The 25,978-nt window shown below is 57.7% G+C and carries 28 protein-coding genes, 2 tRNA genes and 2 pseudogenes; 11 read left to right on the top strand and 21 right to left on the bottom strand.

The window, feature by feature from the left end:
- Window positions 1-120 precede the first annotated feature (120 nt).
- Window positions 121-882 (top strand): annotated as a pseudogene (locus tag AC1ROI_RS02015) (sensor histidine kinase); the annotation flags it as partial.
- A 10-nt stretch (window positions 883-892) separates the two neighbouring features.
- Here AC1ROI_RS02015 and AC1ROI_RS02010 read toward each other — a convergent pair.
- From AC1ROI_RS02010 to AC1ROI_RS02000, 3 genes and pseudogenes are all read right to left on the bottom strand, one after another.
- Window positions 893-3,091, bottom strand: a complete 2,199-nt coding sequence (locus AC1ROI_RS02010; protein ID WP_102594153.1) for an LTA synthase family protein — start codon at window positions 3,089-3,091, stop codon at window positions 893-895.
- Window positions 3,092-3,417: 326 nt separating this feature from the next.
- Window positions 3,418-3,652 (bottom strand): annotated as a pseudogene (locus AC1ROI_RS02005) (methyl-accepting chemotaxis protein); the annotation flags it as partial.
- A 128-nt stretch (window positions 3,653-3,780) separates the two neighbouring features.
- Entirely contained in the window at window positions 3,781-5,376 is a 1,596-nt protein-coding gene (locus tag AC1ROI_RS02000) for a lactate dehydrogenase (protein WP_102594154.1), read from the bottom strand.
- A gap of 376 nt (window positions 5,377-5,752) precedes the next feature.
- On the opposite strand from AC1ROI_RS02000, the gene AC1ROI_RS01995 reads away from it, so the two are divergent.
- Window positions 5,753-5,826, top strand: a tRNA-Cys gene (locus AC1ROI_RS01995).
- Window positions 5,827-5,988: 162 nt separating this feature from the next.
- Window positions 5,989-6,075 (top strand) — tRNA-Leu (locus AC1ROI_RS01990).
- An 86-nt stretch (window positions 6,076-6,161) separates the two neighbouring features.
- Here AC1ROI_RS01990 and AC1ROI_RS01985 read toward each other — a convergent pair.
- Complete coding sequence (locus AC1ROI_RS01985) at window positions 6,162-6,998, bottom strand: NAD(P)H-binding protein (protein WP_102594155.1); 837 nt, start codon at window positions 6,996-6,998, stop codon at window positions 6,162-6,164.
- Window positions 6,999-7,153: 155 nt separating this feature from the next.
- On the opposite strand from AC1ROI_RS01985, the gene AC1ROI_RS01980 reads away from it, so the two are divergent.
- Entirely contained in the window at window positions 7,154-7,873 is a 720-nt protein-coding gene (locus tag AC1ROI_RS01980; protein WP_102594156.1) for a TetR/AcrR family transcriptional regulator, read from the top strand.
- A gap of 107 nt (window positions 7,874-7,980) precedes the next feature.
- Here the strand turns inward: AC1ROI_RS01980 and AC1ROI_RS01975 are convergent, their stop codons facing one another.
- The 8 genes from AC1ROI_RS01975 to AC1ROI_RS01940 form a co-directional block, all read right to left on the bottom strand.
- On the bottom strand, window positions 7,981-8,265 hold the full coding sequence (locus AC1ROI_RS01975; protein WP_010460748.1) for a hypothetical protein: 285 nt from the start codon (window positions 8,263-8,265) through the stop codon (window positions 7,981-7,983).
- Between the two features lie 304 nt (window positions 8,266-8,569).
- Window positions 8,570-8,800 (bottom strand): hypothetical protein, encoded by a 231-nt coding sequence (locus tag AC1ROI_RS01970; RefSeq protein WP_010460746.1) that lies wholly within the window; start codon window positions 8,798-8,800, stop codon window positions 8,570-8,572.
- Between the two features lie 115 nt (window positions 8,801-8,915).
- Window positions 8,916-9,137: a hypothetical protein gene (locus AC1ROI_RS01965; protein ID WP_010460745.1), complete on the bottom strand. Its 222-nt coding sequence runs from the start codon at window positions 9,135-9,137 to the stop codon at window positions 8,916-8,918.
- A 72-nt stretch (window positions 9,138-9,209) separates the two neighbouring features.
- Entirely contained in the window at window positions 9,210-10,250 is a 1,041-nt protein-coding gene (locus tag AC1ROI_RS01960; RefSeq protein ID WP_102594157.1) for a DNA topoisomerase IB, read from the bottom strand.
- 78 nt (window positions 10,251-10,328) lie between these two features.
- Entirely contained in the window at window positions 10,329-11,408 is a 1,080-nt protein-coding gene (modC, locus tag AC1ROI_RS01955) for a molybdenum ABC transporter ATP-binding protein (RefSeq protein WP_010460742.1), read from the bottom strand.
- Between the two features lie 3 nt (window positions 11,409-11,411).
- Window positions 11,412-12,092 (bottom strand): molybdate ABC transporter permease subunit, encoded by a 681-nt coding sequence (gene modB, locus AC1ROI_RS01950; protein WP_077747734.1) that lies wholly within the window; start codon window positions 12,090-12,092, stop codon window positions 11,412-11,414.
- Entirely contained in the window at window positions 12,093-12,860 is a 768-nt protein-coding gene (modA, locus tag AC1ROI_RS01945; protein ID WP_102594158.1) for a molybdate ABC transporter substrate-binding protein, read from the bottom strand.
- Window positions 12,861-13,005: 145 nt separating this feature from the next.
- Window positions 13,006-14,070 (bottom strand): NAD(P)H-dependent flavin oxidoreductase, encoded by a 1,065-nt coding sequence (locus tag AC1ROI_RS01940; RefSeq protein WP_083376631.1) that lies wholly within the window; start codon window positions 14,068-14,070, stop codon window positions 13,006-13,008.
- Window positions 14,071-14,307: 237 nt separating this feature from the next.
- On the opposite strand from AC1ROI_RS01940, the gene acuI reads away from it, so the two are divergent.
- A complete protein-coding gene (gene acuI, locus AC1ROI_RS01935; RefSeq protein ID WP_102594166.1) occupies window positions 14,308-15,291 on the top strand; it encodes an acrylyl-CoA reductase (NADPH) in 984 nt (327 codons plus the stop codon).
- On the opposite strand, the gene ada is transcribed toward acuI, so the two are convergent.
- The 6 genes from ada to AC1ROI_RS01905 form a co-directional block, all read right to left on the bottom strand.
- A complete protein-coding gene (gene ada / locus AC1ROI_RS01930; RefSeq protein ID WP_083376632.1) occupies window positions 15,292-16,356 on the bottom strand; it encodes a bifunctional DNA-binding transcriptional regulator/O6-methylguanine-DNA methyltransferase Ada in 1,065 nt (354 codons plus the stop codon). It abuts the gene before it with no gap.
- Between the two features lie 88 nt (window positions 16,357-16,444).
- Window positions 16,445-17,125: a DNA oxidative demethylase AlkB gene (alkB, locus tag AC1ROI_RS01925; RefSeq protein WP_102594159.1), complete on the bottom strand. Its 681-nt coding sequence runs from the start codon at window positions 17,123-17,125 to the stop codon at window positions 16,445-16,447.
- Window positions 17,115-17,819 (bottom strand): 2OG-Fe(II) oxygenase, encoded by a 705-nt coding sequence (locus tag AC1ROI_RS01920; protein WP_102594160.1) that lies wholly within the window; start codon window positions 17,817-17,819, stop codon window positions 17,115-17,117. The genes alkB and AC1ROI_RS01920 overlap by 11 nt, the downstream gene beginning before the upstream one ends.
- Entirely contained in the window at window positions 17,816-18,322 is a 507-nt protein-coding gene (locus AC1ROI_RS01915) for a methylated-DNA--[protein]-cysteine S-methyltransferase (RefSeq protein WP_102594161.1), read from the bottom strand. The genes AC1ROI_RS01920 and AC1ROI_RS01915 overlap by 4 nt, the downstream gene beginning before the upstream one ends.
- A 137-nt stretch (window positions 18,323-18,459) precedes the next feature.
- Window positions 18,460-18,636 (bottom strand): hypothetical protein, encoded by a 177-nt coding sequence (locus tag AC1ROI_RS01910; RefSeq protein ID WP_010460725.1) that lies wholly within the window; start codon window positions 18,634-18,636, stop codon window positions 18,460-18,462.
- A 29-nt stretch (window positions 18,637-18,665) separates the two neighbouring features.
- Entirely contained in the window at window positions 18,666-18,968 is a 303-nt protein-coding gene (locus AC1ROI_RS01905) for a DUF1883 domain-containing protein (RefSeq protein WP_007946189.1), read from the bottom strand.
- Window positions 18,969-19,180: 212 nt separating this feature from the next.
- Between AC1ROI_RS01905 and AC1ROI_RS01900 the strand changes: the two genes are divergently transcribed.
- Together AC1ROI_RS01900 and AC1ROI_RS01895 are read left to right on the top strand one after the other, a co-directional pair.
- Window positions 19,181-19,537 (top strand): hypothetical protein, encoded by a 357-nt coding sequence (locus tag AC1ROI_RS01900; RefSeq protein WP_083376633.1) that lies wholly within the window; start codon window positions 19,181-19,183, stop codon window positions 19,535-19,537.
- A gap of 72 nt (window positions 19,538-19,609) precedes the next feature.
- Window positions 19,610-19,840: a hypothetical protein gene (locus AC1ROI_RS01895; RefSeq protein WP_010460721.1), complete on the top strand. Its 231-nt coding sequence runs from the start codon at window positions 19,610-19,612 to the stop codon at window positions 19,838-19,840.
- Window positions 19,841-19,851: 11 nt separating this feature from the next.
- Here the strand turns inward: AC1ROI_RS01895 and AC1ROI_RS01890 are convergent, their stop codons facing one another.
- Both AC1ROI_RS01890 and AC1ROI_RS01885 read right to left on the bottom strand, forming a co-directional pair.
- Window positions 19,852-20,133: a hypothetical protein gene (locus AC1ROI_RS01890; RefSeq protein WP_010460719.1), complete on the bottom strand. Its 282-nt coding sequence runs from the start codon at window positions 20,131-20,133 to the stop codon at window positions 19,852-19,854.
- 139 nt (window positions 20,134-20,272) lie between these two features.
- Window positions 20,273-20,461 (bottom strand): hypothetical protein, encoded by a 189-nt coding sequence (locus AC1ROI_RS01885; protein ID WP_102594162.1) that lies wholly within the window; start codon window positions 20,459-20,461, stop codon window positions 20,273-20,275.
- A 258-nt stretch (window positions 20,462-20,719) separates the two neighbouring features.
- On the opposite strand from AC1ROI_RS01885, the gene galU reads away from it, so the two are divergent.
- Together galU and gorA are read left to right on the top strand one after the other, a co-directional pair.
- On the top strand, window positions 20,720-21,559 hold the full coding sequence (gene galU, locus AC1ROI_RS01880) for a UTP--glucose-1-phosphate uridylyltransferase GalU (protein ID WP_010460715.1): 840 nt from the start codon (window positions 20,720-20,722) through the stop codon (window positions 21,557-21,559).
- A gap of 132 nt (window positions 21,560-21,691) precedes the next feature.
- A complete protein-coding gene (gene gorA, locus AC1ROI_RS01875) occupies window positions 21,692-23,050 on the top strand; it encodes a glutathione-disulfide reductase (protein ID WP_102594163.1) in 1,359 nt (452 codons plus the stop codon).
- On the opposite strand, the gene AC1ROI_RS01870 is transcribed toward gorA, so the two are convergent.
- Window positions 23,047-24,066, bottom strand: coding sequence for a DNA-binding protein (locus tag AC1ROI_RS01870; RefSeq protein WP_102594164.1), 1,020 nt, complete (start codon window positions 24,064-24,066; stop codon window positions 23,047-23,049). The two genes, gorA and AC1ROI_RS01870, sit on opposite strands and share 4 nt — an antisense overlap.
- A 178-nt stretch (window positions 24,067-24,244) precedes the next feature.
- Here AC1ROI_RS01870 and AC1ROI_RS01865 point away from each other — a divergent pair, with 178 nt between their 5' ends.
- On the top strand, window positions 24,245-25,183 hold the full coding sequence (locus AC1ROI_RS01865; protein WP_102594165.1) for a site-specific integrase: 939 nt from the start codon (window positions 24,245-24,247) through the stop codon (window positions 25,181-25,183).
- Between the two features lie 150 nt (window positions 25,184-25,333).
- Window positions 25,334-25,897: an alkyl hydroperoxide reductase subunit C gene (gene ahpC / locus AC1ROI_RS01860; protein WP_010460707.1), complete on the top strand. Its 564-nt coding sequence runs from the start codon at window positions 25,334-25,336 to the stop codon at window positions 25,895-25,897.
- Window positions 25,898-25,978: the final 81 nt, after the last annotated feature.

The raw sequence follows: 25,978 nt of genomic DNA, 5'->3' as shown, positions 1-25,978 counted from the left end.
GCTGCAATTGTGCGCAGTGCCTTTGTATGGCGAAATTATACAAACGCTGTGAATTGTCATGGTTCAATGAGGCGATAGGAGCGCCGAATCTTTATGAGGGCCGCTCATTGAGCAAATGCCCAGTCGCAAGAAAACGCTTGTCAAAGCGAACAGCGTTATCGCAATGTCCAGGTGGAATTGGCGCACGCTAACCGTGTCGCGACGATGGGCCAACTGGCAGCTTCGATAGCCCATGAAGTCAGCCAGCCTATTGCCGCCACCGTTATGGGGGCTCACGCTGCGCTGCGTTGGATGGGCGCCCAGCCACCTAATCTTGGCGAGATAAAACAGGTACTCGACAACGTGATTAAGGATGCTCATCGCGCGGCCGAGGTTCTGGATCGGATCCGGGGGCATATCCGCAAGGCCCCGCCACAAAAGGGACCCGTAGACATCGCGAAAATCATCGGCGAAATGGTCGAATTCACTCGCAGTCAGGCAACCAGTAATGGTGCTTCGGTGCATACAGACATCGCGCAAGATTTGCCGTTAGTACACGGCGATCGTGTAGAACTGCAACAGGTGTTGCTGAATTTGATTTTTAACGCTTTAGAGGCAATGAGCAGCGTCAACGGCGGCGAGAGACAGTTACAGATCAACGCCGAGATGGAAGAGCAGGGCAGCGAGCTGGTGCAGGTGAGCGACAGCGGCCCAGGGTTCGCTGCAGGTGAAACCGAGCGGGTGTTCACCGCTTTCTATACGACCAAGGCGACCGGCCTGGGCAAGGGGCTGTCAATCTGACATTCGATCATAGAGGCGCATGGCGGTCGATTATGGGCAAGTTCGAATCAGCCCCGGGGAGCGATGATTCAATTCTCTCTGCCGCCTCATACGCCTGCCTGATCGGTCGCGACTAGCCCTCTGCCTTGTCGATATTCGTGGGTAGGTCGTCCTGCCCCGGTAACTCAGTAATTACACTGAAGTCACTCACCTCAACGGCCCCCAACCCGTAGCCCAGCAAGTGAAAAGAGAACGCCTTGCGCGGCTGCGGATTGTCGAAACTGAAGTGCATCTCCAATGGCTGATCCGCAGTGACAATCATTTCTGCGGGGAGGCCCAATGGGACATCCTGTTCCCGCTCCTTGGCCTTGAGCAGAATGTAGGCATCCTGTTGTGGATCTACCGAGCGCACGGTCAGACGCACGCGAGTGAGTGAGCCCTTTGGCATTTCCAGGTACTGCGCACCAATGAGGTTATCGGCCCAGTCATCCTTGATCGCTGTCTGAAGAGGGATGATGGCGGAACTGCCGAACTGGTAGTGCTGGTTCAAGGGTGTGCGCAGCAGCGAATGATCCAGCGCCGTCGCTCTGGCTGCGATTTGGCGGGCGCGCTTGCCTCCGTACTGACCAGTCAAGGTCGCATGTTCCGCGATGAAGCCTGGGCTGGCGTAATTCCGGCAGCGCTGTTGAAAGTCACACTCGGTCAAGGTGCCCTGACCATTGTGATAGCGCAACTTGTCGTTGGTGTACGACATGATTTCGCGGCCCGTTTCATAGTCGCGAAACAGGGAGCGACCGCTCAAGGCTGGGGGGAAGGGCAAGGCGAAATAGTCAAGTATCGAGGCACTCAGATCGACATGCCCGTAAACCCCGGACTTCACCTTGGGCAACTGATCCTGCTCGGGCGCGAGCATTAGATTGAAGCCCCAAGAGGACGCCAGGCGCACTCCATCGATACCGTGGGATTCATCCGAGGTGATCACCACCAGGGTGTCTTTCAACATTCCCTGACGTTCCAGGCCGTTGAGGAATTGCCCAAGCGCATCATCCAGATACCCGACGGCGGCCTGCTTGGGTGTGTCGTAGCGCTCCAGGTAGTCTTCAGGAGCCGAATAGGGCTGGTGGGTGCCAACGGTCAGTAGCGTCAGCATCCACGGTTTTTTCTGTTTTTTCAGCTGGCCAACGTACTCAAGGGCTCCTTCGAAGAAGGCCTTGTCGTCCTTGCCCCAAGGGAATTCCAGGTAGTTGCTGTTGGTGAACCATTCCAGTCCATGAGTGGCATCGAAACCGATGTGCGGCATGATTTTGTCTTTTGCCATGAAACGCAGGCCCGCACCCTGGAGATAGTGCGTGGCGAATCCGTTCTGGTGTAACTGGGCTGGCAGGCACGCTTGATTGCGTTCGCTCTGGGTCAACATTTCCACCCCCTTCGGCGTGCCGTTGTCCAGTTTGTCGTAATCGCCACACAGCATTGCATACAGACCGCGAATGGTTTGGTGGCTGTGAAGGACGTAGTCCGGCGTATTCATGCCGCGCTCTGCCCATCGACTGAGATTGGGCATGAGATTTTCCTGATAGCTGCTGTGCAAGGCTTCGCGATTCACACCCACGTAGGCGCCGGGAATACCTTCCAGTGCGATGATCAACACATTCCGCGCCCGCCCGGGAGCGGCGAGCAGTTTCTGTCCTTCCAGATCGAGTTGGGTGAGTCCCGCCATTTCTGGAGGGACATCGACAACATCACCTGCCAACCATTCTTCAGCACTTGACTGAACGTCTCCAACGCTCGCGGACAGTAACTGATGCGGGAGGTTGAACAAGCGCCAGGGGTCTTCGTCGGTGGGGTAGAGGTGTTGGGCACCCCAGTGGCCGATCAACAGCAGCAACGGTGCTGCCCACACACTGCGTGGTAAGGCTGGAGTAGGTTTGGAGCGGCCCATCCACTGCGTGATCAACCAGATCGCCAGTCCAAAGCACAGGGTGGCTGCCAGCCATGGCTGGGCGAAACCACCGCCGGCAGAGTTTTCCAGAAATTGAGGGTCAATCAAGTACTGCAGGTCTGTGGCGTTTGGAAACCTCCCGACCGCGCTGACGAGTTCAGCAGTCGCCAACGTCATAATTCCCCAAACCAGCAACACCGGCAGCGCTAACCACCAGGGACGACGATGCAGGGTGACGATGAGAAGACTGGCAATTCCCAGATCTGAAAGGTAGCCGAGTGGACTCGACCAACCCAGTGCCGCACGCAGGCATAGAGGCAAGATCAGGACCAATCCGATCAGCGCGACGAGGCGCGCATAGGGTTGTCGTAACCAATGACGGATAACGTTCACAAAAAGACCTTCCAGACATTAAAGCTTCATACAAGTGTGCTGAATGGTATCAAGCGATGGCAGGACTGGTCGGGACATTCGAATAGGAGGAGGGGTACTGAAACGGTGGGTAGCCTGGATATTGGCCTGCCGGCTAAAAGCTTCAGCTCTTAACCCCCGTTCCAGAGCCCTGAATGAAGGATATTAATGCCGGGTGATGGCCGTGAACATTAACTGTTTCAGGCTGTTTAACGTGTTCCGTCCGATTGCGGGCGGACGTGCGCACGGCCACAATGCAGGGTGACGAGAACGTTGTAATTCGCCACACTTTTGGCATTTTTCCGTGGTTAAACTATAAATCGAGTCACCATTCCACTTAGATCAACAGCCAGCCGTGACAACTCATTACTGGCCGCACTGGTTTGATTGGCACCTGCTGCAGACTGAGTCGACCAGATTACGATCAACCTCTCTAGATACTTGTGCCTGCTCCTCCGAAGCGCTTGCAATGACCAGATTTCGCTCGTTGCTCTGAGAAATAGACTCGGTTATCTGTGTTAAAGAATCACCCGCGGCATTTGCCAGGTATTTCTCCGCACCGTCCCGCTCAACAAGTTGGCTCATCGTGCATGCCGTCGGTAATAACAAGGGCAGGTCATAAATCTGCCCCAGACCTGGTATGAGTGACTCTCTCTCGCTCGGTTGACGGGTCAATCCTTGATTTCACTCGGATCGCTGACCAACATTACTTTGTCCTGGATAGCGGCCAAGGTGTATTCGAGAAATGACCTGCCTCGTCCCAGATTCGCCGCCTTATCCTGCTGCAGTGCCTGTTGCAGAACGACGAGAAGATTCTGCGTCTTCGAGGATGAGGCAGGCGTCAAATTGTCTTCTTCCAAATTCCCCTTTACGTATTTGGCAATGCGAGTGGACTGGCTTGCCGAATGGCTGATGGAAGCCTCGACCAACTCACCTTCGGCATAACCGATGCGGCTCGTGCTGCTGGCCTGATCGTTGATCTGGTAGTACAGGTAATTCTGCGATTCCGAGTCCGTCGTCAGTTCCAGCTTTTGCCCGGCATACAGAGGCTTATGGTACTGGGCTGTCAGATGGGATTGCTGATCCTGAACAAGCGTGCGATTGAGCCGATTCGCACCTTTGGATTGCGTGGATTGGGACACGTCATAGCTGAATGAATCAAGTTCGGCAGGCCGCGCAGGATTGCCGTTTACAGTCTTCTCGGTGACCGTCGCACTGAAATCGGCCAGGCCGGTAAGCATGCTGCGGTCGGTGTCTGTCAGGTAGTTCGAGCCTGGGGGCTGCCGCACGGTTGCGGCGAGGCTTTCCGAGTAATTTGTGTGAACGGCCTTAAATGCACTATCGAACATCGACAGCAGGTGTCGGTCGCCGTCGCCTCGGTCGCGCGCCGCTTCTATTTGACGGATGTACCCCTCAAGCGCCTTGGCCTTCTGAGTGCTGTTGCCCAGAATCGCAGCATTTTTCAAGTCCACGGCTATGTTGAGATCGCCCGATGCGCCCTTCATGCTTACCCGGCGCTGGCTTGCATCGGCATGCAGCTCAAGGGTCTGCGTGCTGTCATCGCTGAGCTTGAATCGTGTCACCAGATCGACCGAGGAAAACACCTTGGAGTCGAACTGAATCAAGGTGTCCAGTTTGAGTTGCGGAGGCACCGCAGTGAGCCCTTGAATGGCCGACTCAAATCCGTCTGCCATTGCGCCCAGCGCAGCAAGTTCTTCTTTGCTGAGATCACCACCCTCGACCTGCGCCTGTACCGCCAGCGCATTGTCCTGACTGGAGAGGGTCAGTTGGATAGTTTTGCCACTCGCTGTATTCAGCGTGAGGCTGATGGAGTTATCTGCGATGCCACTATGGAGTTTGGCTTGGGCAGCCGCCAGCTCGCCAGCTTCGAGAGGCCTTCCAGTCGATGAGCGAAGGACTGACTGGGAAATGTTCTTGTTGGTCTCAGCCAGTTGCAAAAGCAGCGATGCGCCCAGATTTTGGAACCGGCCGGCCGTCGACGAACTTCCGAAATTGCCCCTCATGTGCAAGGACACTTTGTCATGCTGCGTGTATTCCCAGGAAAGCGGTGCGTCAAGCTGCGCTATCCCGCCCCGGGAGGTATACGTCAGTGCATCGACGGCTTTGTTATCTTGCAGCAAGGTGACTATCGACGAGGGCGAATCAGTGACGGCTGTTGATTCGATGGGATTGCCGATGGGCACGGTGGCCACCACTTTAGCGATTGCCAGTGGCTGGGGGGCGGAGATTGAAGATATCAGGGTCACGGCAGCTCCATGCTCATTAAGTTCCTACCTCACTAGTCGGCGGTGATAGTGACAACTTGAGGTCCGATCCCGGAGGTACTACCGGAAAACGACAACCTTGCAGGGATCAGATACCAAGCCAGTCACCTTATGATCAGTCTCTTGTTGCCTGGCAGGGCACAAACACCCGGGGGCCAACAAAACTTGCTGCCAGAATTTTTTTTGAAATCAAGGGGTTGCCAGCCTCAGGAAATGAGTACATAATTCACGCCATCGAAAGCACAGACGGCTGAAAAAGCTCAATGTTTTCAAGGAGATAGAGCGTGAATCATAAGCTCGTTTCCTGTTCCAGGTTTGTACACATTTGATGTTGCGCTACATGACATCAGATGTTTGAGGCCGAGTAGCAAAATGGTTATGCAGTGGATTGCAAATCCACCTACGCCGGTTCGATTCCGACCTCGGCCTCCACTATAAACAAGCTCCGTAGATCTATGATTTACGGAGCTTTTTTATTTGCGCTACCTTGCAAGATTTTGTCTTGAAAAGGGGATCTGCGAACTTGCTTCACCGGGGCGGGATGTATATATTTCGTCCTCTGTTGCACAAGCCAGACAGCTTCACCGCGCTACCGCCCGAATGGCGAAACTGGTAGACGCATGGGACTTAAAATCCCCCGCTCGTAAGGGCGTGCCGGTTCGATTCCGGCTTCGGGCACCATACATATCAAAGGCCTGCATGAGGAAACTCATGCAGGCCTTTGTCGTTTCTGCTCCGCAATTCTTGATAGATGATCCTCGTCAACCTCAAACCTGGTTCTGCCAGATTTTTGTAGCAGCGGTGCGCCGAACATAATCGCTGAAGTCGCGCGCGGGCCGGCCAAGTGCGCGCTGAACGCCATTGGCTAACGGCGTGTTGCGACCGTCGAGCACCGTGGTGAAGAGATAAAGCACCAGGTCAATCGACTGCGCAGGAAGTTGTGCCTGCTCCAGTGCCTGACGATATGCATCCGGCGGTACGGCGACGAAACTGATCTCGCGCCCGGTCCCTTGAGCAATCTCATCGACCGCTTGGGCAAAAGTCAGTGCCCGTGGCCCGGTCAATTCATAGAGTTGGCGTGAATGCCCCGGTTGGGTCAGTGCCTGGACTGCAATTTCGGCAATGTCCTCCACATCGACGAAGGGCTCCGCGATATTGCCGACGGGAAGGGCCAGTTCTCCTTCAAGAATGGGCTCCAGAAAATGCGCCTCGCTGAAGTTCTGGAAGAACCAGCTGGCCCGCAGGATCGTCCAGTCGACACCGCTGTTTTGAATGACGCGTTCGGCTTGTTCCGCTTCAACCTCGCCACGTCCGGACAGCAGAACCAATTTGCCGACGCCACGTTTGACGGCCAGGTTGGTAAACGCCTGGATAGTATCGAGGGCACCCGGAATGGCGAGGTCCGGTTGATAGGAAATGTAAACAGCGTGAACGCCATCAAGCGCCGCATCCCAGGTCCGTCGATTTTCCCAGTCAAAGGGAGGATTCGCGCCGCGAGAACCCAAGCGCACAGGCAATCCTGCGGCCTGGAGATGCTGGGTGATCCTGCGCCCTGTTTTACCGGTAGCACCGAGAACGAGGAGGGTGTCCTGAGTGGTTTTCATCGCGTTCGTCTCCATCGGGTTAATGTGAGGAATGCTCACGTTAAGAAGATGATAAACGCTCATGTTCTACCGTCAATCAATGTTAAGGAGGAAACCGACATACGGATGCAACCACTTGGGAGCGTTCGCGGGTGGTGCTAAGGTGAGTGCTTGTCATGTTATTGATCGGAATCACGCCAGTGCCAAAGAAAGCTGCCACCGGGCTCGAGCAACCTGTTACGGAGCCGACCCGCCGCAATCCCACGCAACAACGCAGTCGCGAGCGGCAGGAGCTAATCCTGGCGGTGGCGACGCAACTGATCGCAACCAAGGGCAGCGACCAGGTAAAAATGAGCGAAATTGCCGAATGCTCGGAGATCTCGATCGGATCGCTTTATCAGTACTTCCCTGACAAGAGCTCGGTCATTCGCACACTGGCCGAGCGCTATAACGCGGCAAGCCGTCGTTGTATCGAAGAGGCGCTGGTGACGGTGCAAGATGCGCAAGGGTTGGCGGATGCCTATTCGGACCTGCTGGATCAGTATTACGAGATCGTTCAGGCCGAACCTGCGATGCGTGATATTTGGTCAGGCATGCAGGCAGACAAGCAGTTGCTGGCGTTGGAGCTGGAGGAGAGTCGTGTGGCGGGCGGCTTGCTGGCCGATGCGATGCTGCGGGTGTTTCCAGGCAGCGATGCGCAGCGGGTTGCTGATTCTGCCTTTCTGATCTGGCAGCTAGGTGAAGCGACTATGCGACTGGCCATTTCTTGTGCGCCCGAAGAGGGCCGGCGCTTGTTTGAAGCCTTCAAGCGCATGTCGCTCGCTGAAATCATGGAGCCGGCGAACTTGAACACGTGCGACTCATCAACAGACCTGTCAGGGCCAATCCCCCGGTGAGAGCGAGCCGGCTCGCGATGGTTGAAGGTCAGTCACATCAATGTTGAATGTGCTGCCCTCATCGCGAGCAGGTTCTCTCCCGCATGAGATCTTTCCTGGCGCAGTTTTTAAACGAAAGGCTGGCCGGTAAAACCACGGGGTAACCTTTGCAGTCCGGCCATGGCGGTCAACCGTTGTACCCAGGCGGCGCGCCAGTCATTGGCGGTGTGAGTAACTTTGGCCTTACGCGCAGCACGGCGTGCTGCGTTACGTTCGGCTTTGCGCGCGTCCTTGAACGCGTCGGTGTTGCGGCAGCTTCTGCACTTTACGCGGGTCAATTCGCTGGTTGATGTGAGATTGCTGCCTTTGTGACCGCAGGCCAGATGCCCGCTGACTTTGAAGTGAGTGACCATGGGACGTCTCCTTCGTGACGTGTGACTGTTTGACCTCCAGCTAATGAAGACGTTCGTTGGCTGCCCAGCGGGCAAAAAAATGGCCTGCATGCGGGCAGGCCAAGGGGTTCATCAAAGGAGTGAACCCACTGTAGGGTGTGTGTTGTGAACGTTACGTGAAAAGAAGTCACAAAAAATCCCGGCGTCAGGCCAGGTAGGGTGTGGAGAAAAAGATAATCAGACAGGCAAGGACGCGCTGACGATCAAGTCGCCGTTCACACGTCCTGGATCAGGCCCTGTTCTTGAATCGCGCGCCCAGATCGAATCATCTGAACCGTGGAAGAGGCGGGTCGACAGGTTTTAACGAAGACAGAGTGTTTCGAATCAGTGGCGCGTCTTTTTCAATGTCGTTCAGGCGGTCACGAATTCTGAGGGCTGTCGGATGCCCTCCTTGATGGTCTACCCAATCGGCAATCTCCTTGCACGCAGCGGCAAGTCGAGCCTGGCGGGAGTCGAGCAGGGTAAGCAGGGTGGTGATGGACTCTTTTTCGGACATGGCAAACACCTCCGTTCAAGAAACCTGACAAATAGCAGCAAAAAGCCCGCTGGGTGCGAGCTTTCTGCCGATGGGGTCGCTGGTCCTTCAGCTGATTTCAGTATAGACCCGGACTTCAGGCTTGTCGGGCCGTCACTTGTGACCTGGTATTGAGCTGCCGGCATTCACGTTGGGCATCTTCTTCAAGATCGAAGCCGTCACCGATAAAGCCACGGGTGCGGGTATCTTCAATGCGATACCAGACGGCGGCGTCGGGTGGCGGGTGGCCGGATTCTCCGGCCCGGCGGCCATGAATGATGATCTTGTTGCAACGCTTCACAACGAAAATGTCTTCCATGGCGTCACCGCAGCTGATTCATGTCCACATCAACTATAGAAGCTCTTTGCAATCGTGCAAAAAATGGACGGGTCATTTTGTCGATTCTGCCTCAGCGATCATTTTCTCCAGATACATGGCGAGCCCGACTTCTTCTGCCCTGAGACCTTTACGCAGTCTCGGCCGCGGCAGTTGGGCCAAGGCGCCGAGCATAAAACCTTCGAGCACCGCCGGGTGGATGTAGCACTTGCGGCACACGGCCGGGGTGTTACCGAGTTGCCTGGCAACGTTCTTGACCATCTCGACCACATGCCGTTTCGCGTCCGACTCAGGCTCCCACTGCAACTCACGCAGCACCGACAACGCCAGGACGCTCCCAGCCCATGTCCGATAATCCTTGGCCGTGAAGTCGGCGCCGGTGAGGGTTTGCAGGTAAGCATTGACATCTGAGGAGCTAACGGTGTGTCGCTCGCCATTTTCGTCCAGGTATTGGAAAAGGTCTTGTCCGGGAATCTCCAGGCAGCGCTTGATAATTCGCGCGAGGCGTCGGTCTTTCACGGTGATCTGGTGTTCGACACCACTCTTGCCGCGAAACTGGAACAGGATCGCGCTGCCGTTGACCTCGACGTGACGGCTTCGCAGGGTGGTCAGGCCATAGGAGCGATTTTCCCGGGCGTATTGCGTGTTGCCGACCCGAATCAGCGTCGCATCGAGCAAGGTAATCACGGTGGCCATGACTTTATCTCGGCTGAAACCCGGAGCGTCCAGCAGCGTTTCAAGCTGTTTGCGCAGCTTCGGCAGTGCCAGGCCAAAGTCCCGCAGGCGTGAGTATTTATCGGCATCGCGCACTTCGCGCCAACGCGCGTGATAACGGTATTGCTTGCGACCGCGAGCGTCTCGGCCGGTGGCTTGCAAATGACCACGTGGGTCGGCGCAGATCCACACATTGGTATAGGCCGGCGGCACGGCAAGGGCGTTGAGGCGCCTGATTTCGTCGGGATCGGTAATGCACTGGCCCGAAGGATCGAAGTAGCAGAATTTGCCGCGCAAGCGTTTGCGGGTGATTCCAGGCTGCGTGTCGTCGACGTAGTGCAGGTCGGGTGGCAGCACATCGGGCAGCGCGGTATCGGGCATGGCAAAAAATCCTTGGCGACGAAGTCAGGGGGCCTGTACAGCCATTGACCGCGTCCATTCGCCGTGGTGCCGACGAATTTACGCCAGCACGGCCACCGCTTTGATCTGCGCCCAGAGTTGCTGGCCGGGGTGCACGCCCAGTTGGTCCCGGGAGTAGCGGGTGATGCGTGCCAGCAGCGGTGTGCCGGCCGCATTCAGGCGGATCAGCACGTGGGCGGCGTTATCGGCGCCGATTTCGCTGATCACCGTCACCGGCAAGCGATTGAGGATGCTGCTGTGCTCGACGCCTTGCAGGCTCAGGCTGACATCCCGCGCCTGGACCTTGCAACGCAGCGCCTGGCCTTGGGTCATCGGAGCGTGCGCCACGCGAATGCTCAGATCGGTATCGGGCAGCTGCAGCGTCAGCAACTGATAGTGCGGGTCATAGGCGCTGACATGGCCTTCAATCACCACGCCCGCATCGTCGCCCAGCGCCAGGGGCAAATCGAGACGCGCCAGGGTTTCACCGATTGGTCCGCTGGCCAGCGCCTTGCCGTCGCTGAGCAGGACGATGTGGTCGGCCAGTCGGGCGACCTCATCCTGTGAATGGCTGACGTACAGCACCGGGATATCGAGTTCATCGTGCAGGCGTTGCAGATAAGGCAGGATTTCGTTTTTGCGCTGGCTATCCAGCGCCGCCAGCGGTTCGTCCATCAGCAACAGTTTGGGGCTGGTGAGCAGCGCGCGGGCGATGCCGATTCGTTGCCGTTCGCCTCCGGACAGGTGCTGCGGATGGCGGTCCAGCAGATGACCAATGCCCAACAGTTCAGTGGCATGCGCCATGTCAACCCGGCGTTGCTGCTTGGGGATGCGCTTCAGCCCGAACTCCAGATTGGCCAGCACCGAAAGGTGAGGAAACAGGCTGGCCTCCTGAAAAACATACCCAAGCGCACGTTTATGCGGCGGTACGAAAATCTTCTTGTCACTGTCCTGCCAGACTTCATCGTTGACCTGAATAAAGCCCTGTTCGGCCTGCTCCAGACCGGCGATACAGCGCAGGCACGTGGTCTTGCCTGACCCGGAATGGCCGTAAAGTGCCGTTACTCCGCGGCCGGGCAATTGCAGATCCACCTCCAGGGCGAATCCTGAATAAGTCAGTTTAAGGCGCATATGAATCATCGATCAGCTCCAGCCCGCTTTGGTTTTACGGCTGGAATAGAGCGCCAGCAATACGGCAAAGGAGAACACCAGCATTGCCCCGGCGAGCCAATGGGCCTGGGCATATTCCATGGCTTCAACGTGATCATAGATCTGCACCGAGACCACGCGGGTCTTGTCGGGAATGTTGCCGCCGATCATCAGCACCACGCCGAACTCGCCGACAGTGTGGGCGAAACCGAGAATGGCCGCGGTGATGAAGCCGGGGCGAGCCAGCGGCAGAATCACGCTGAAAAAGGTGTCCCATGGATTGGCGCGCAAGGTGGCGGCCACTTCCAGCGGGCGGGTGCCAATGGCGGAAAAGGCGTTTTGCAGCGGCTGGACCACGAACGGCATCGAGTACAGCACCGAACCGATCACCAGTCCCGCAAAACTGAATGTGAGCGTGCCGAGCCCCAATGACTGGGTGAATTGGCCGACAAAACCGTTAGGGCCGAGCGCCAACAACAAATAAAAGCCAATCACCGTGGGCGGCAGGACCAGGGGCAGGGCGACAATTGCCCCGACCGGGCCGCGCAACCACGAGCGGGTGCGCGACAGCCATAACGCAATCGGAGTGCCGATGATCAACAGGATAACCGTCGTCAGGGACGCCAGTTTCAGGGTCAGCCAGATGGCGGAAAAGTCGGCACTCGTCAGCGTCATTTAGAGTTGGTAACCGTAGGACTTGATAATGGCGGCGGCTTTGGGCCCCTTGAGGTAGTCAGCCAGTGCCTTGGCGGCCGGGTTGTCCTTGCCCTTGTTGAGGATCACCGCGTCTTGTTTGATCGGGTCGTGCATGTCGGCCGGGACGATCCAGGCCGAACCGCCGGTGACTTTGCCGTCTTTGTAGATCTGCGACAAGGCCACGAAGCCGAGTTCAGCGTTGCCGGTGGAAACGAACTGATAGGCCTGGGTGATGTTCTGGCCTTCAACGAGCTTGTCTTTGACCTTGTCGGTCAGGCCCAGTTTGGCGAGCACCTGAGTGGCGGCAAGGCCATAAGGCGCGGCTTTCGGGTTGGCGATGGAAAGGTGCTTGTATTCGTTCCTTTTCAACACATCGCCCTTGGCATCGACGTAATCCTCCTTGGCTGACCACAGTGCCAGCGTGCCTACGGCGTAGGTGAAGCGCGAACCCTTGACGGTGTCGCCTTCAGCTTCGAGTTTTTGCGGGGTGGTGTCGTCGGCAGAGAGGAACACTTCGAACGGCGCGCCATTCTTGATCTGGGCGTAGAACTGACCGGTTGCACCAACGGAGGTGACCAGTTTATGCCCGGTGTCTTTTTCGAAATCGGCGGCGATGGCCTGGATCGGCGCGGTGAAGTTGGCGGCGACGGCCACCTGGACTTCGCCTGCCTGAGCGGAGCCGAACGCGAAGACGGCGAGCAGGCTTGCGAGGCAGGTCGGGGCAAAACGTGAGGCACGCATGGGCATGAAACGGCTCCGTGATAGGCGAATGCAACGTGGGGGTGAAACGCTATATATCGAAATATATAGCGTAATGCCCGCAAACGGAATGTGTTGGAGCCGAGTCTGTGAAATTGCGTGATCCTGGAGCAGCAGGCTACAGCAGCGTGCTTCAGCGACGGAGCAACTTGGCCAGACCTTCCTCCGCCAAACGCCGAGTCAGCTCTGCCGTACTCACTTCAACGCCCAACGTGAATGCCTGCCCAGCCCAGAGATTGCTGAAATCCGCTTCGCCCTTGGCCCGCAACGGCATCAACGCACCACCGGCCAACGGGAAGGCCGGGGCTTTATCGCTCATGGGGCCGAGTTCGCGCATCACCCGATTGAGGATTCCTCGTGCTGGGCGGCCGGTGAAAAGATTGGTCACCGCCGTCTCGCTTTCCTTGGCCGTGCGCAGCGCCTTGTGGTGAGACGCGCTGACCTTGGCCTCTGGCGTGAACAGGTAAGCCGTCCCCACCTGCACCGCCGAAGCGCCCAACAGAAAAGCTGCCGCCACCCCCCGCGCATCACTGATCCCGCCCGCTGCAATCACCGGCACTTTCACCGCATCGACGACCTGAGGCACGAGGGCGAATGTGCCGACCTGACTGCTCAAGTCATCGCTGAGGAACATTCCCCGATGTCCGCCTGCCTCGTAGCCCATGGCGATGATCGCGTCGCAGCCATGTTGTTCCAGCCAGACGGCTTCTTCGACGGTGGTCGCCGAGGAAAGAATTTTCGCCCCGGTGGCTTTTACCCGATCCAGCAGTGATTGTTCCGGCAGGCCGAAGTGAAAACTCACGACTTCGGGACGGAATTCTTCGAGCACTTCGCAGGCGGCGTTATCGAACGGCGCGCGATTGGATACCGGTGTGGGGGCCTCGAAATCGACGCCCAGTTCCCGATAATACGGTTCCAGCAGGTTTTTCCATTCCCGAGCCCGTTGCTCATCGGCGGCCGGGGTCTGATGGCAAAAATAGTTGATATTGAACGGACGCTGGCTCTGTTGGCGGATCGTCTTCAGCTCTTCGCGCAACTGCTCGATGCTCAGCATCGCCGCGGGCATCGAGCCCAGGCCGCCAGCGTTACTCGCGGCGATAACCATGGCCGAGCCGGTAGCGCCGGCCATAGGTGCCTGGATGATCGGCAGTTCGATGCCGAGCAGGTCAAGAATACGGGTGTCTGGCCATTGGCTCATTTCAATGATTCTCCGGCGGATGGAACCGGTTTTTTACCAGCAATGGTTGATGCAGAGCCAGTCGACTTTTGTATCCGGGACGTTTTCCGTTATTCAAGGGCCTTAAAAAAAGGCGTAACCGCACGTCATGGTAGCGCTCGGTGCATCGTAGGTTTGGCTAAAGTCTTGTACGGCGAGATGTTTCTTTGTGGTATTTCAATGCCCCCACAACCGGATCGATTGCATTGAGAGGCAATGATGTTCAAAGGTATTTTGATCGACAAAGACGACAGCGGTTACCGGGCCACACTGCAAGAGATCAATGACGATCAACTGCCCGAGGGCGATGTGACGGTGCGGGTCGCGTACAGCACCTTGAACTTCAAGGATGGCCTGGCGATCACCGGCAGCAGCCCGGTGGTCAGGAAATTCCCCATGGTGCCGGGAATCGACCTGGCCGGTACGGTCGAAGTCAGCGAGCATCCGGACTACAAGGTCGGTGACCAGGTCTTGCTCAATGGGTGGGGCGTAGGCGAAGGGCATTGGGGCGGGCTCGCACAAAAAGCACGTCTGAAGGGCGACTGGCTGATCCCGCTGCCCAAGGAATTCACCGCGGCTCAAGCCATGGCAATCGGCACGGCCGGTTACACGGCGATGCTGTGCATCCTGGCGCTGGAACATAATGGTGTCACGCCTGAGCAGGGCGAAGTCCTGGTCACCGGGGCCAACGGCGGCGTAGGCAGTTTCGCCATCGCGCTGCTGAGCAAGCTTGGCTATAAAGTCGTAGCGTCCACGGGCCGCACCGCCGAGCACGATTACCTCAAGCAACTGGGCGCCAGCGAGATCATTGATCGCGTCACTCTGTCCGAGCCGGGCAAACCGCTGGCCAAGGAACGCTGGGCGGCGGTGATCGACTCGGTCGGCAGCCACACGCTGGCCAACGCCTGCGCCAGCACCAAGGCCAATGGCACGGTCGCCGCCTGTGGTCTTGCACAAGGCATGGATTTCCCGGCCTCCGTCGCGCCGTTCATTTTGCGTGGCGTGACGTTGGCCGGGATCAACAGCGTGACCCAGCCCAAAGCCAAGCGGATGGAAGCCTGGAATCGGCTGGCCAAGGATCTGGACTTCGCATTGCTGCCACTGATCAGCCATGAAATCGGCTTGAGCGCAGCCATCGACGCCGCACCGCGCTTGCTCGCCGGGCAATTGCGCGGGCGGGTGGTGGTCGATGTGAATCGCTGATTATACGGTTTCGCGTTCCAGCAACTGACGCTTGCGCTCGACGCCCCAGCGATAGCCCGAGAGGTTGCCGTCGCTGCGTACCACGCGGTGGCACGGGATCGCCACTGCAATACTGTTCGCGCCGCAGGCCTGAGCCACGGCGCGCACGGCTTTGGGCGCGCCGATACGCTGAGCGATATCGGCGTAGCTGGCGGTGCTGCCTGCAGGAATCTCCCGCAGCGCCTGCCAGACCCGCTCTTGAAAAGCGGTGCCGCGCACGTCCAGCGGCAAATCCAGGCCAATTGCCGGGGCTTCGATAAAACCGACAACCTTGGCAATCAACTGCTCGAACGCGTGATCGGCGCCAATCAGATTCGCACGCCGAAACTTGTCCTGCAGGTCGCAAACCAGTTGATGCGGATCATCCCCCAGCAGGATCGCGCAAACACCGCGTTCACTTTGCGCCACCAGAATGGCCCCCAGGGAACACTGGCCAACGGCAAAACGAATGTCGTTGTTCTGGCCCGCCGCGCGGTAATCCCCCGGCTTCATGCCCAGCAGTTTATCGGCCGATTCATAGAAGCGGCTGTTGGAGTTGAAACCGGCGTCATACAGGGCGTCGGTGACTGAGCCGCCGTCGGCCAGGCGTTCGCGCACTTTGCGGGAACGATGGGCGGTGGCGTACCCCTTGGGTGTCAGCCCGGTCACGGCTTTGAATACGCGGTGGAAATGGAAGCTGCTTAGGCCTGCTGCCTGCGCCAGCTCATTTAACGCAGGCGGATTTTCGGCGGATTCGATGTGGCGGCAGGCGACAGCGACGGTTGCTGCGTGTTGTGCGGCGACATCGCTTTGATCCTTCGTGGCCCGTTTGCTGGGACGATAGCCCGCCGCCAGGGCTTGTTCTGCCGTGTCGAAAAATTCGACATTCTGCGGTTTCGGCAAGCGCGCCAGGCTGCTGGGGCGGCAATAGATTCCGGTGGTTTTCACGGCGTAGACAAACTGCCCGTCGGCACCGGGATCCCGTGCAACGACGGCGGCCCAGCGAGGATCGTCCTCGGTGGCAATCCTGGTCGAATGAGTTGTCATGGTTTCATGTCCGTTGACCCGTTTTTTTTCAGATTAACAAGCCCCCGACACCACAGCACTCCGAGTCTTGCGGTTGAATTCGAGGGCTTCATCCGGCGGTTCGAAAGGTGAAGTTGATCCGTTGTTCACCCAGGCGTGGGTGATGGCCGTCCTTGATCGGCAGCACGCCGTGATAACGCAAACGATCGACGCCACCCCAGACCACGATATCGCCATGCAGCAACGGTACACGCTGGCTTTTATCGCTTCGTTCAAACCCGCCGAACAGGAACATGGCCGGCAATCCCAATGACACCGACACGATCGGTGCGGCGTAGGAACCTTCGTTCTTGTCTTGGTGCAATGACATCTTGGCCCCGGGGACATAGCGGTTGATCAGGCAGGAGTCAGGGACAAACCCGGCAAATCCCGCTTCGCGTGCCGCCGCTTGTGCCAGTTCGAAAAACACGTCGGGCATCTCGGGCCAGGGGCGTCCGGTCTGTGGGTCATTGCGCGTATACCGGTAGCCGCTGTGGTCGGTGGTCCAGCCCCAGGTGCCGCAACTGCTCAAGGCCACCGACATGGTAAAGCCGCCGGGGGTGACCATCTGCCGAAACGGAGCGGCCGCCAGAACCGCTTCAAGTGCTGGCAACAATCGATCGAGCCGGGGCAGGGCAAAGCCGCGCAAGACGAAGGACTGTTCACCGATCTGCTCACGTCTGGGCTCCTGCTCGGGTTCGGCATCGGCAAAAAGATCGAAAGTGGTCGGGCTCATGGGGTCATAACGCATCGTGAAAGATGATTCCAAGGGTATGCCGTTTTCCGCTGTGCAGGCGACTCACGCCGTGACGCATGGTCACTCGGTAATAGCCGCGAACGCCTTTGACCGGTCGCTGACTCACGGCAAAGATCAGACCATCGCCTTTCTTCAGGCGGATCACCTGCGGGCGTGACTGCATCCGCGGGCGTTGTTCAGTTAGTACAAACTCGCCGCCGGTAAAGTCTTCGTCCGGTTCCGACAGAAGAATCGCCACCTGCAGCGGGAACACGTGTTCGCCGTACAGATCCTGATGCAAACAGTTGTAGTCCTGCGGGCCATATTGCAGCAATAACGGAGTCGGGCGTTCCTGACCGGCGGCATGGCAGCGTTGCAGGAACGCTTCGTGGGTTGCGGGGAAACGGGTCGGCAAGTCCATGCATTCATACCAGCGGTTGGCGATCGGCACCAGTCGAGGGTAGAGCGCACTGCGCAAGCGGGCGACTGTGTCCGGCAAGGGGTAGTTGAAATACTTGTACTCGCCACGGCCAAAACCGTGTCGCGCCATGATCACTTGAGAGCGGAAGGGCGCTGACTGGGCATAGAGCGCGCTGACGTCATCGCACGCCTGCGCACTCAACAGCGACTTGATGACAGCGCAGCCATCCTGATCGATTTGTTGCCCCAGGGCTGCCCAGTCCAGCGCATCGAAGGTTTGCTCGCTCATCGCTGAGCCTCGCGATCCAGCAACTGCCGTTTGCGCTCCAGTCCCCAGCGATAACCGCCGAGGCTGCCGTCCTGGCGCAGCACCCGATGGCAAGGCACGATAACGGCCACCGGGTTGGCTCCACAGGCATTCGCTACCGCCCGGGAAGCGCTGGGCTGACCCAGACGCTGGGCGATATCACGGTAGCTGGCGGTTTCACCGACGGGGATTTTCCGCAGGACTTCCCAGACTCCCCGTTGAAATACGCTGCCGCTCAGGTGCAGTGGGAGATCGAGTGCGGTGTGTGGGTTTTCGAGGTGGCGCAGGGTTTGCTCCAGGGCCGGCATCAAACCTTCATCGCGCTGCGGCGGTGGCGGGCCAGGGAAACGCCGCGCCAGATCGCGTTCGAGCGTGATCAAGTCCTCACCGAGCAGCAACGCGCACAGGCCCTCGGCGCTGAACGCCAGCAACAAGACGCCTAGGCTGGAAGTGCCGCTGATGTAGCGAATCGGGGAGGTAGACATGTTCTGACTCCTTAACCAAAGGTCGAGGAGGCCAGTTTAAGGGGCGCCAAGGGAGTGAACACTCCGGCGCTTGCGGTCGAATTCAAGACGGGCGCGGAGCATGACGTCCATGTTGTCGCTCCGGGTGCCGGGTCGCGTTACAGTGCTTTGCTGACGGCAATGTCGCTGATGACGTCGTCGCTCGAACCATGAATGGCGTCCAGCGCGGCTTTGGCTTCTTCTTCAGTGCCTTTTTCGAGCTGGGCAAATTCGAAGCGGCGTTCGCCGTTGAGTTTGTATTTGATGACGTACTTGGTCGTTTGGGCCACGGTCATACCTGCTTTTATTCGTGTGGGAGCGTCACTCAGCTCAGTTTCGTGCTGGAGCGACGGATGATCTTGATCGAGTGCGTCAGGGTCGGTTTGCGGGTCACGCTGATCGGACGGCGGTTGACCGTGTCGATGGTGATGTTCCAGAAACCGGTGCTCGGTGCAGTAATCCGGGCCGGGAAAGTATCGAACGCACCGCCGTGGTAAGTGTGACGGCCGCCGTTCTTGAAGCTGCGGAAGTTGGCGTCGTTCATCAAGCGGATGTTGCATGTTTGGGAGCACTGGATGACGACGATGTCGTCTTCGTTGAGGTGCTCGCGCTGGTGGATAAATTTCATGAGGCGCCTCCAGAAGGGCTTTTTCTACAAAATCAAAACGATAGCATGGGCGATTGGCGCAGTTTATCAGCCCGAACAGGTTATTATCCGGTCGTCGAGGTTCGCTTTGACAATTAAAAACAGTTATTCGGAATTCTATGAGCGATAAACGCAGCGAGCCTCGGAGAAAATCAGCATTTGTGCTGTCGGAGGGTCTTTATCGGAGGTTTTGTATGAAGTGGGGTGTGTTGGCCTTGCCGTTGGCATTGGTGATGAGTGGCTGTGCGAATGTCTCGGAGATTAATGAGACGTTGCCTACCATGAACGTGATCTCAGGCAAAAAGCCCAATGAATACGCGCAATGCCTGGTCGAAAAACTGGCCGACAGTCGTGGCGCCCTGCAACTGGAGTCAACCAAGGACGGGATGCGCGTCATCGTGCCGGCGAAATTTTCATCGGCCCCGGCAGCCGTGTTCGACATCGAAGACCGTTCGGGTGGCAGTGGTATAAAGCTGCATGAGCGTATGTCCAATGTGCCGGTGCGTCCTAAAGACGTGCAGAAAGCCGCCAACGCCTGCATTTCCGGCTGATAGACTAGCCACCGTTCACACCGATGCCGTCAAAGTCATGCTTTGGCGGCATTGTCTTTTCTGGAGTCGAGCATGAAGCGAGAGCAGGTACAGGAACGCCATGCAGAGGGACTGATCTCTGCCACCCACGTCATTCAAAATCCCGCGAACCCGGGGGAATGGATCGTGTTTTTCAAGAAGAGCGCCGGGCGCAGCTATTTTCTGGTGGATGATAACGATGAGGTCGAGTCGTTTGCTCGTCTCGACGATTTGATCGAGACCGTGCGTGGTCTCGGAATCAAATTTGCGGAAATTCACATGTAGGGCAGGGCGCCCTACTTGCAGACCACCACGACACTGCGGTTCTTGAAGTTGCCGACATCGACCCCCAGGGTTTTGTCGCTTTCCTTGGTGGAAGGCGATCCGTCGGTGCCGACGATCCGGTAGCCGGTCCCCGCGCAAGAGGCATCGGCTTTTTCATAGCACGTGGCCCAGGAGTTGGCTTCGCCGGAGCAGTCGATTGCCAGGCCTTGCTCTCCGTTGTTCAGGTACATTTTCTCGGAAGTGGCGCAGCCGCTCAGGGCCAGGATTGCAATCAGGGGCAAAAATTTAGTCATGTCGTTGTCGTCGTCAGGATGATGGGGCTAAGCCTGTGACAGCGCAGGCAGCAAAAGGTTATAGCGAATGGCCACTTGTTTGTACCTGACCACAAAAAAGCCCTGCTCAATGGCAGGGCTCTGCGAGTGCCGCAGGATATCAGTCCTGACTCTTGCCGCGTCGCTTCGGCGCGGGGTGGGTGTAGTCGAACACCGACGCCACTTCAATCGCCATCGCTTCGCTGGGTAACGGCCCGGAAACATCTTCGCCATTGGCGGCGGTAATGCGCCACTGGCCATCTTTTCCTTTGTCGACCGTGTACCCGTTGATGATTTTTGCTACGGTCATCTATCTGTCTCGTTCACTGGTTCAAAGTTGCCATGATACCGGCAAATGCTCGCATTGGGGGACGATAAGCGTATGGTGGTCGAGTTTGTCGGCCTCTTTGAGCTACGCTGATTTGACCGCGTGAAAATGCGGATTGAACTATCCGCGGGAATATTTCTCTATGATGGCATCGGTTAGCCAGCGCGGGGCATTGTAAGGTGCACTCCGCCTGATTAGACTGCGCCGAAACTCGTACACACAGCCCTTTCAAGGACTTATATGATCAAGAAATGCTTGTTCCCAGCAGCCGGTTACGGTACTCGCTTCCTGCCAGCGACTAAAGCCATGCCCAAAGAAATGCTGCCGGTGGTAAACAAGCCACTGATCCAGTACGGCGTCGAAGAAGCACTGGACGCTGGTTTGACTGAAATCTCCATCGTCACCGGTCGTGGCAAACGCGCCCTGGAAGACCACTTCGACATCAGCTACGAGCTGGAAAACCAGATCAAGGGCACCGACAAAGAGAAGTACCTGGTCGGCATCCGCAAGCTGCTCGACAACTGCTCGTTCTCCTACACCCGCCAGACCGAAATGAAAGGCCTGGGCCACGCGATTCTGACCGGTCGCCCACTGATCGGCGACGAACCGTTCGCCGTGGTGCTGGCGGATGACTTGTGCGTCAACCTCGAAGGCGACGGCGTACTGACCCAGATGGTCAAACTGTACAAGCAGTTCCGCTGCTCGATCGTTGCCATCCAGGAAGTCGATCCGCAAGAAACTCACAAGTACGGCGTGATTGCCGGTGAGATGATCCGCGATGACATCTACCGTGTTCACAGCATGGTCGAGAAGCCAAAGCCTGAAGATGCACCGTCGAACCTGGCGATCATCGGTCGTTACATCCTGACGCCGGACATCTTCGACCTGATCGAACAAACCGAGCCAGGCAAGGGTGGTGAAATCCAGATCACCGACGCCCTGATGAAGCAAGCCCAGAACGGCTGCGTCATGGCTTACAAGTTCAAAGGCAAGCGTTTCGACTGCGGTGGCGCTGAAGGCTACATCGACGCGACCAACTTCTGCTTCGAGAACTTCTACAAGACTGGCAAGGCTTACTGATAGCGCTTGACCTGCTTGTATTGAAAAGCCACCTTCGGGTGGCTTTTTCATTTGCCGCCCCCCGATATCGCTTGCAGCGCTTGCCCAACGGACGTCTGCGGGTATGCTGGTTGCCTGCCGAGGAGATTGAAAATGGCCTACGATTTTGACCTTTATGTAATTGGCGCCGGTTCCGGCGGTGTACGGGCTGCGCGTTTCGCTGCCGGTTTTGGCGCGAAAGTGGCTGTGGCTGAAAGTCGTTACCTGGGTGGTACGTGCGTGAACGTCGGCTGCGTGCCCAAGAAATTGCTGGTCTACGGCGCGCACTTCGCTGAAGACTTCGAGCAGTCTTCGGGCTTTGGCTGGACGTTGGGTGAAGCGAAGTTTGACTGGGCGACGCTGATCGCCAACAAGGATCGCGAGATCAATCGCCTGAATGGCATTTACCGCAACTTGCTGGTCAACAGCGGTGTGACCTTGCATGAAGGCCACGCCAAGATCGTCGACCCGAACACCGTCGAAATCAATGGCGAGCGTCACACCGCTAAAAACATCCTGATTGCGACCGGTGGCTGGCCGCAGATCCCGGAGATTCCGGGGCATGAACACGCGATCAGTTCCAACCAGGCGTTCTTCCTCAAAGAGTTGCCCAAGCGCGTTCTGGTGGTGGGCGGCGGTTACATCGCTGTCGAATTCGCCGGGATCTTCCACGGGCTGGGCGCCGACACTACGTTGTTGTATCGCGGCGAGCTGTTCCTGCGCGGCTTCGACGGTGCGGTACGCAAGCATTTGCAGGAGGAGCTGACCAAGCGCGGCATGAACCTGCAATTCAACGCCGACATCGAGCGCATCGATAAACAGTCCGATGGCAGCCTGAAGGTGACGCTCAAGGATGGTCGCGAGCTGGAAGCGGATTGTGTGTTCTACGCCACCGGTCGCCGGCCGATGCTCGACAACCTCGGGCTGGAAAATACCGGCGTCAAACTCGACAAGAAAGGTTTCATCGCGGTCGATGATCAGTATCAGACTGCGGAGCCGTCGATTCTGGCGCTTGGCGATGTGATCGGCCGTGTCCAGCTGACCCCCGTCGCGTTGGCTGAAGGCATGGCCGTGGCGCGTCGCTTGTTCAAGCCTGAGCAATATCGTCCGGTGGATTACAAGATGATCCCGACCGCCGTGTTCAGCTTGCCAAACATTGGCACTGTCGGCTTGAGCGAGGAAGATGCGCGCGAAGCGGGCCACGAGGTGCAGATTTTCGAAAGCCGTTTCCGGCCGATGAAGCTGACCCTGACCGAGTGCCAGGAGCGCACGCTGATGAAGCTGGTGGTCGATGCCAAGACCGACAAGGTTTTGGGTTGCCACATGGTCGGGCCGGATGCCGGTGAGATCGTTCAGGGCTTGGCGATTGCCTTGAAGGCTGGTGCGACCAAGCGCGATTTCGACGAAACCATCGGCGTGCATCCTACTGCCGCCGAAGAGTTCGTCACCATGCGCACGCCGGTTGCCGGTTAATCGCTCTTTTCACTCTCTGATGCGTCTGGCGCTGTTGCAATGACAGCGGCCAGGCGCAGGCTTTCGTCGAGGCTCGCCTGAGTCTTGAGCAAATCGATTTCCAGCGCTTTGTTTATCTGCGACTGCTCGTCGACGCTTTGCTTGAGCGACTGACTTTCCAACAGCGCGGCACGCAAGCGTTCCTGGAGGAGGGTGCGCTCACTGTCGATGCGGTTGACCTGCTCCAGCAGTTGATCCTGGCGGCTGTGGGTGTGTTTGAGTTGCTCCTGTAGCAGCCCAAGTTCGCGTAGCGTTCCACGGTTCTCAGTGAGCAGGCGCTCGTTGTCGCGGTGCAATTGAGTGATTTCGTCCTGACGCACCAATGCGCTTTGCTGGGCCTGGCGCAATTCCATCTGAATCTGTTGCAACTGGCCTTCGTGGCGGCTCTGTTCCTGCTCGCGCTGTTCCTTGATGGCGTTGCGGTAGTGTTCCAGTGCATCGCGTGCGTGCAGGTGCTTTTCTTCCAGTGAGCGGATCTGCACATCCTTGTCTTGCAAGCGTAAATCGAAATCGGCCAGTGCCTGGTTCAATCCGGCGTTGCGGGTTTGCTCGGTCTGCAGCATGGCGCGGGTTTCGTGCAGCGCTTCGGATTCTTGAGTCAGGGCCAGGCTTTGAATTTCGTATTGCTGGTGCAGTTCAGTGTTGGCTTGCCGGGCTTCAGTCAGCTGGATTTCCAGTTCCTTCCGTTGCTGATCGAATTGCGCGCGTGCCTGGTCGATGGGCTCTTGCGCCTGCTCCTTGAGGCGCTGCGCCAGACGCGCGACCAAGCCTGCGAGCTCATCATCGATGGGTTCAGAGGGAGTTTCGGCGCGCTCGCTGCCATCGTCCAGCTCCTTCAAATAGCGGTGAATGGTGGTTTTTGAGCCGGTATTGCCCATCTCGATCCGTACTGCATCGATGCTGGGGTTTTCGCCACGGGCAAGGATTGCCAAACGTGCCGCCTGCACCACCGCTTTGTTTACGCCGCCACGAGCCATTTCTTCTCCTACGATTTCGTACTGTGGTACATGCCACTAAAGTACGCAGTGTACCATCATCAACAAAAAGATAAAAAATGTAAGTTGTTGAGGCGGGATATACTGGTATTACCCTGCGTGATACGCCGTGTTACACGTTTTACTTCACCAAAGCGGTACGTTTTCGAGAGATAAGCCCATGACCGATCTGGATCGCTACCTGCAAGCCGCCACCCGCGACAACACGCGTCGCAGCTACCGGGCGGCCATCGAGCATTTCGAAGTCAGTTGGGGTGGTTTCCTGCCTGCGACGAGCGACAGCGTGGCGCGTTATCTGGTGGCCCATGCGGGCGTGCTGTCGATCAATACGTTGAAGTTGCGTTTGTCAGCGCTGGCGCAGTGGCATAACAGCCAAGGATTCGCCGACCCCACCAAGTCGCCGGTGGTGCGCAAGGTCTTCAAGGGCATACGGGCGCTGCACCCGGCCCAGGAGAAACAGGCCGAGCCATTGCAGCTTCAACATTTGGAGCAAGTGGTGGCATGGCTGGAACAGGAGGCCAAAACCGCCAAGGCGCAAAACGATCAGCCAGGATTGCTTCGCGCCAAACGTGACACCGCGCTGATCTTGCTGGGCTTCTGGCGTGGCTTTCGCAGTGATGAATTGTGCCGCGTACAAATCGAACACGTGCAGGCGATCGCCAGTTCAGGCATCACCCTCTACCTGCCCCGCAGCAAAAGCGATCGCGAGAACGTCGGCAAGACTTACCAGACCCCGGCCCTGCAGCGCCTCTGCCCAGTGAACGCCTACATTCAATGGATCACGGAAGCTGCGCTGGTCCGCGGGCCGGTGTTTCGCGGAATCGACCGCTGGGGTCACTTGAGCGAGGAGGGCTTGCACGCCAACAGCGTGATCCCTTTGTTGCGTCAGGCCCTGGAACGTGCCGGCATTTCGGCGGACCACTACACCAGCCATTCCCTGCGCCGCGGCTTTGCCAGTTGGGCCCATCAGAGTGGTTGGGATCTGAAATCGTTGATGAGTTATGTGGGTTGGAAGGATGTGAAGTCAGCCATGCGCTATGTTGAAGTCAGCCCGTTTCTCGGGATGGCGCGAGTCGCTGAAAAGCCATTGGTGAGCTAGATACCGTTTTCTTCTATTAATACTGTCCGCTAATAGCGAAAACCAATCAGCAGCATGAGCTTTGCCAATGAGCCAGGCGGCGATCGAGTGGGTAGGATTCACCCCATCAACTTCTCAACCAAACTTTTCAACCCTGACGGAGAGTCATCGATGCCTATCATCAACAGCCAAGTTAAACCGTTCAAAGCTGACGCCTTCAAAAATGGCGACTTCGTAAAAGTGTCGGACGCTGACCTGAAAGGCAAGTGGTCTGTCGTGTTCTTCTACCCAGCCGACTTCACCTTCGTTTGCCCGACCGAACTGGAAGACCTGGCTGACAACTACGACGCGTTCCAGAAACTGGGCGTCGAGATCTACAGCGTTTCCACCGACACCCATTTTGCCCACGCTGCCTGGCACAACACTTCGCCAGCCATCGGCAAAATCCAGTACACCATGATCGGCGACCCGACTCACGCTATCTCCCGCAACTTCGACGTGCTGATCGAAGACGCTGGCCTGGCTGACCGTGGCACCTTCGTGATCAACCCTGAAGGCCAGATCAAAATCGTTGAACTGAACGATGGCGGCGTTGGCCGTGACGCTTCCGAGCTGCTGCGCAAAATCAAGGCTGCCCAGTACGTCGCTGCTCACCCAGGCCAGGTTTGCCCAGCCAAGTGGAAAGAAGGCGAGGCCACTCTGGCTCCGTCCCTGGACCTGGTCGGCAAGATCTAAGTCTGTGAAAGCACTATCAGGGCGGGTTTCCGCACCTCAGTAAGCTGCAACCGCCCTCAAAAACGCCCGGGCGAGATTCGC

Source organism: Pseudomonas sp. GW823-FHT02C02 (assembly GCF_058797635.1).
The sequence above is the reverse complement of the archived record's forward strand: the minus strand, read 5'-3'. Positions and strand labels throughout refer to the sequence as shown.

What these genes read in the sequence shown, in the direction of transcription:
- AC1ROI_RS01965 (WP_010460745.1), bottom strand. Translation starts at nt 9,137, where the DNA reads ATGGAAGACATTTTCGTTGTGAAGCGTTGCAACAAGATCATCATTCAT.
- AC1ROI_RS01970 (WP_010460746.1), bottom strand. Translation starts at nt 8,800, where the DNA reads ATGTCCGAAAAAGAGTCCATCACCACCCTGCTTACCCTGCTCGACTCC.
- ahpC (WP_010460707.1), top strand. Translation starts at nt 25,334, where the DNA reads ATGCCTATCATCAACAGCCAAGTTAAACCGTTCAAAGCTGACGCCTTC.
- AC1ROI_RS01895 (WP_010460721.1), top strand. Translation starts at nt 19,610, where the DNA reads ATGAAGCGAGAGCAGGTACAGGAACGCCATGCAGAGGGACTGATCTCT.
- ada (WP_083376632.1), bottom strand. Translation starts at nt 16,356, where the DNA reads ATGACAACTCATTCGACCAGGATTGCCACCGAGGACGATCCTCGCTGG.
- AC1ROI_RS01980 (WP_102594156.1), top strand. Translation starts at nt 7,154, where the DNA reads ATGTTATTGATCGGAATCACGCCAGTGCCAAAGAAAGCTGCCACCGGG.
- AC1ROI_RS01905 (WP_007946189.1), bottom strand. Translation starts at nt 18,968, where the DNA reads ATGAAATTTATCCACCAGCGCGAGCACCTCAACGAAGACGACATCGTC.
- modB (WP_077747734.1), bottom strand. Translation starts at nt 12,092, where the DNA reads ATGACGCTGACGAGTGCCGACTTTTCCGCCATCTGGCTGACCCTGAAA.
- AC1ROI_RS01890 (WP_010460719.1), bottom strand. Translation starts at nt 20,133, where the DNA reads ATGACTAAATTTTTGCCCCTGATTGCAATCCTGGCCCTGAGCGGCTGC.
- modA (WP_102594158.1), bottom strand. Translation starts at nt 12,860, where the DNA reads ATGCCCATGCGTGCCTCACGTTTTGCCCCGACCTGCCTCGCAAGCCTG.
- AC1ROI_RS01975 (WP_010460748.1), bottom strand. Translation starts at nt 8,265, where the DNA reads ATGGTCACTCACTTCAAAGTCAGCGGGCATCTGGCCTGCGGTCACAAA.
- alkB (WP_102594159.1), bottom strand. Translation starts at nt 17,125, where the DNA reads ATGCGTTATGACCCCATGAGCCCGACCACTTTCGATCTTTTTGCCGAT.
- gorA (WP_102594163.1), top strand. Translation starts at nt 21,692, where the DNA reads ATGGCCTACGATTTTGACCTTTATGTAATTGGCGCCGGTTCCGGCGGT.
- modC (WP_010460742.1), bottom strand. Translation starts at nt 11,408, where the DNA reads ATGATTCATATGCGCCTTAAACTGACTTATTCAGGATTCGCCCTGGAG.
- AC1ROI_RS01985 (WP_102594155.1), bottom strand. Translation starts at nt 6,998, where the DNA reads ATGAAAACCACTCAGGACACCCTCCTCGTTCTCGGTGCTACCGGTAAA.
- AC1ROI_RS01865 (WP_102594165.1), top strand. Translation starts at nt 24,245, where the DNA reads ATGACCGATCTGGATCGCTACCTGCAAGCCGCCACCCGCGACAACACG.
- AC1ROI_RS01940 (WP_083376631.1), bottom strand. Translation starts at nt 14,070, where the DNA reads ATGAGCCAATGGCCAGACACCCGTATTCTTGACCTGCTCGGCATCGAA.
- AC1ROI_RS01900 (WP_083376633.1), top strand. Translation starts at nt 19,181, where the DNA reads ATGAAGTGGGGTGTGTTGGCCTTGCCGTTGGCATTGGTGATGAGTGGC.
- galU (WP_010460715.1), top strand. Translation starts at nt 20,720, where the DNA reads ATGATCAAGAAATGCTTGTTCCCAGCAGCCGGTTACGGTACTCGCTTC.
- AC1ROI_RS01910 (WP_010460725.1), bottom strand. Translation starts at nt 18,636, where the DNA reads ATGACCGTGGCCCAAACGACCAAGTACGTCATCAAATACAAACTCAAC.
- AC1ROI_RS01915 (WP_102594161.1), bottom strand. Translation starts at nt 18,322, where the DNA reads ATGTCTACCTCCCCGATTCGCTACATCAGCGGCACTTCCAGCCTAGGC.
- acuI (WP_102594166.1), top strand. Translation starts at nt 14,308, where the DNA reads ATGTTCAAAGGTATTTTGATCGACAAAGACGACAGCGGTTACCGGGCC.
- AC1ROI_RS01885 (WP_102594162.1), bottom strand. Translation starts at nt 20,461, where the DNA reads ATGACCGTAGCAAAAATCATCAACGGGTACACGGTCGACAAAGGAAAA.
- AC1ROI_RS01960 (WP_102594157.1), bottom strand. Translation starts at nt 10,250, where the DNA reads ATGCCCGATACCGCGCTGCCCGATGTGCTGCCACCCGACCTGCACTAC.
- AC1ROI_RS01920 (WP_102594160.1), bottom strand. Translation starts at nt 17,819, where the DNA reads ATGAGCGAGCAAACCTTCGATGCGCTGGACTGGGCAGCCCTGGGGCAA.
- AC1ROI_RS01870 (WP_102594164.1), bottom strand. Translation starts at nt 24,066, where the DNA reads ATGGCTCGTGGCGGCGTAAACAAAGCGGTGGTGCAGGCGGCACGTTTG.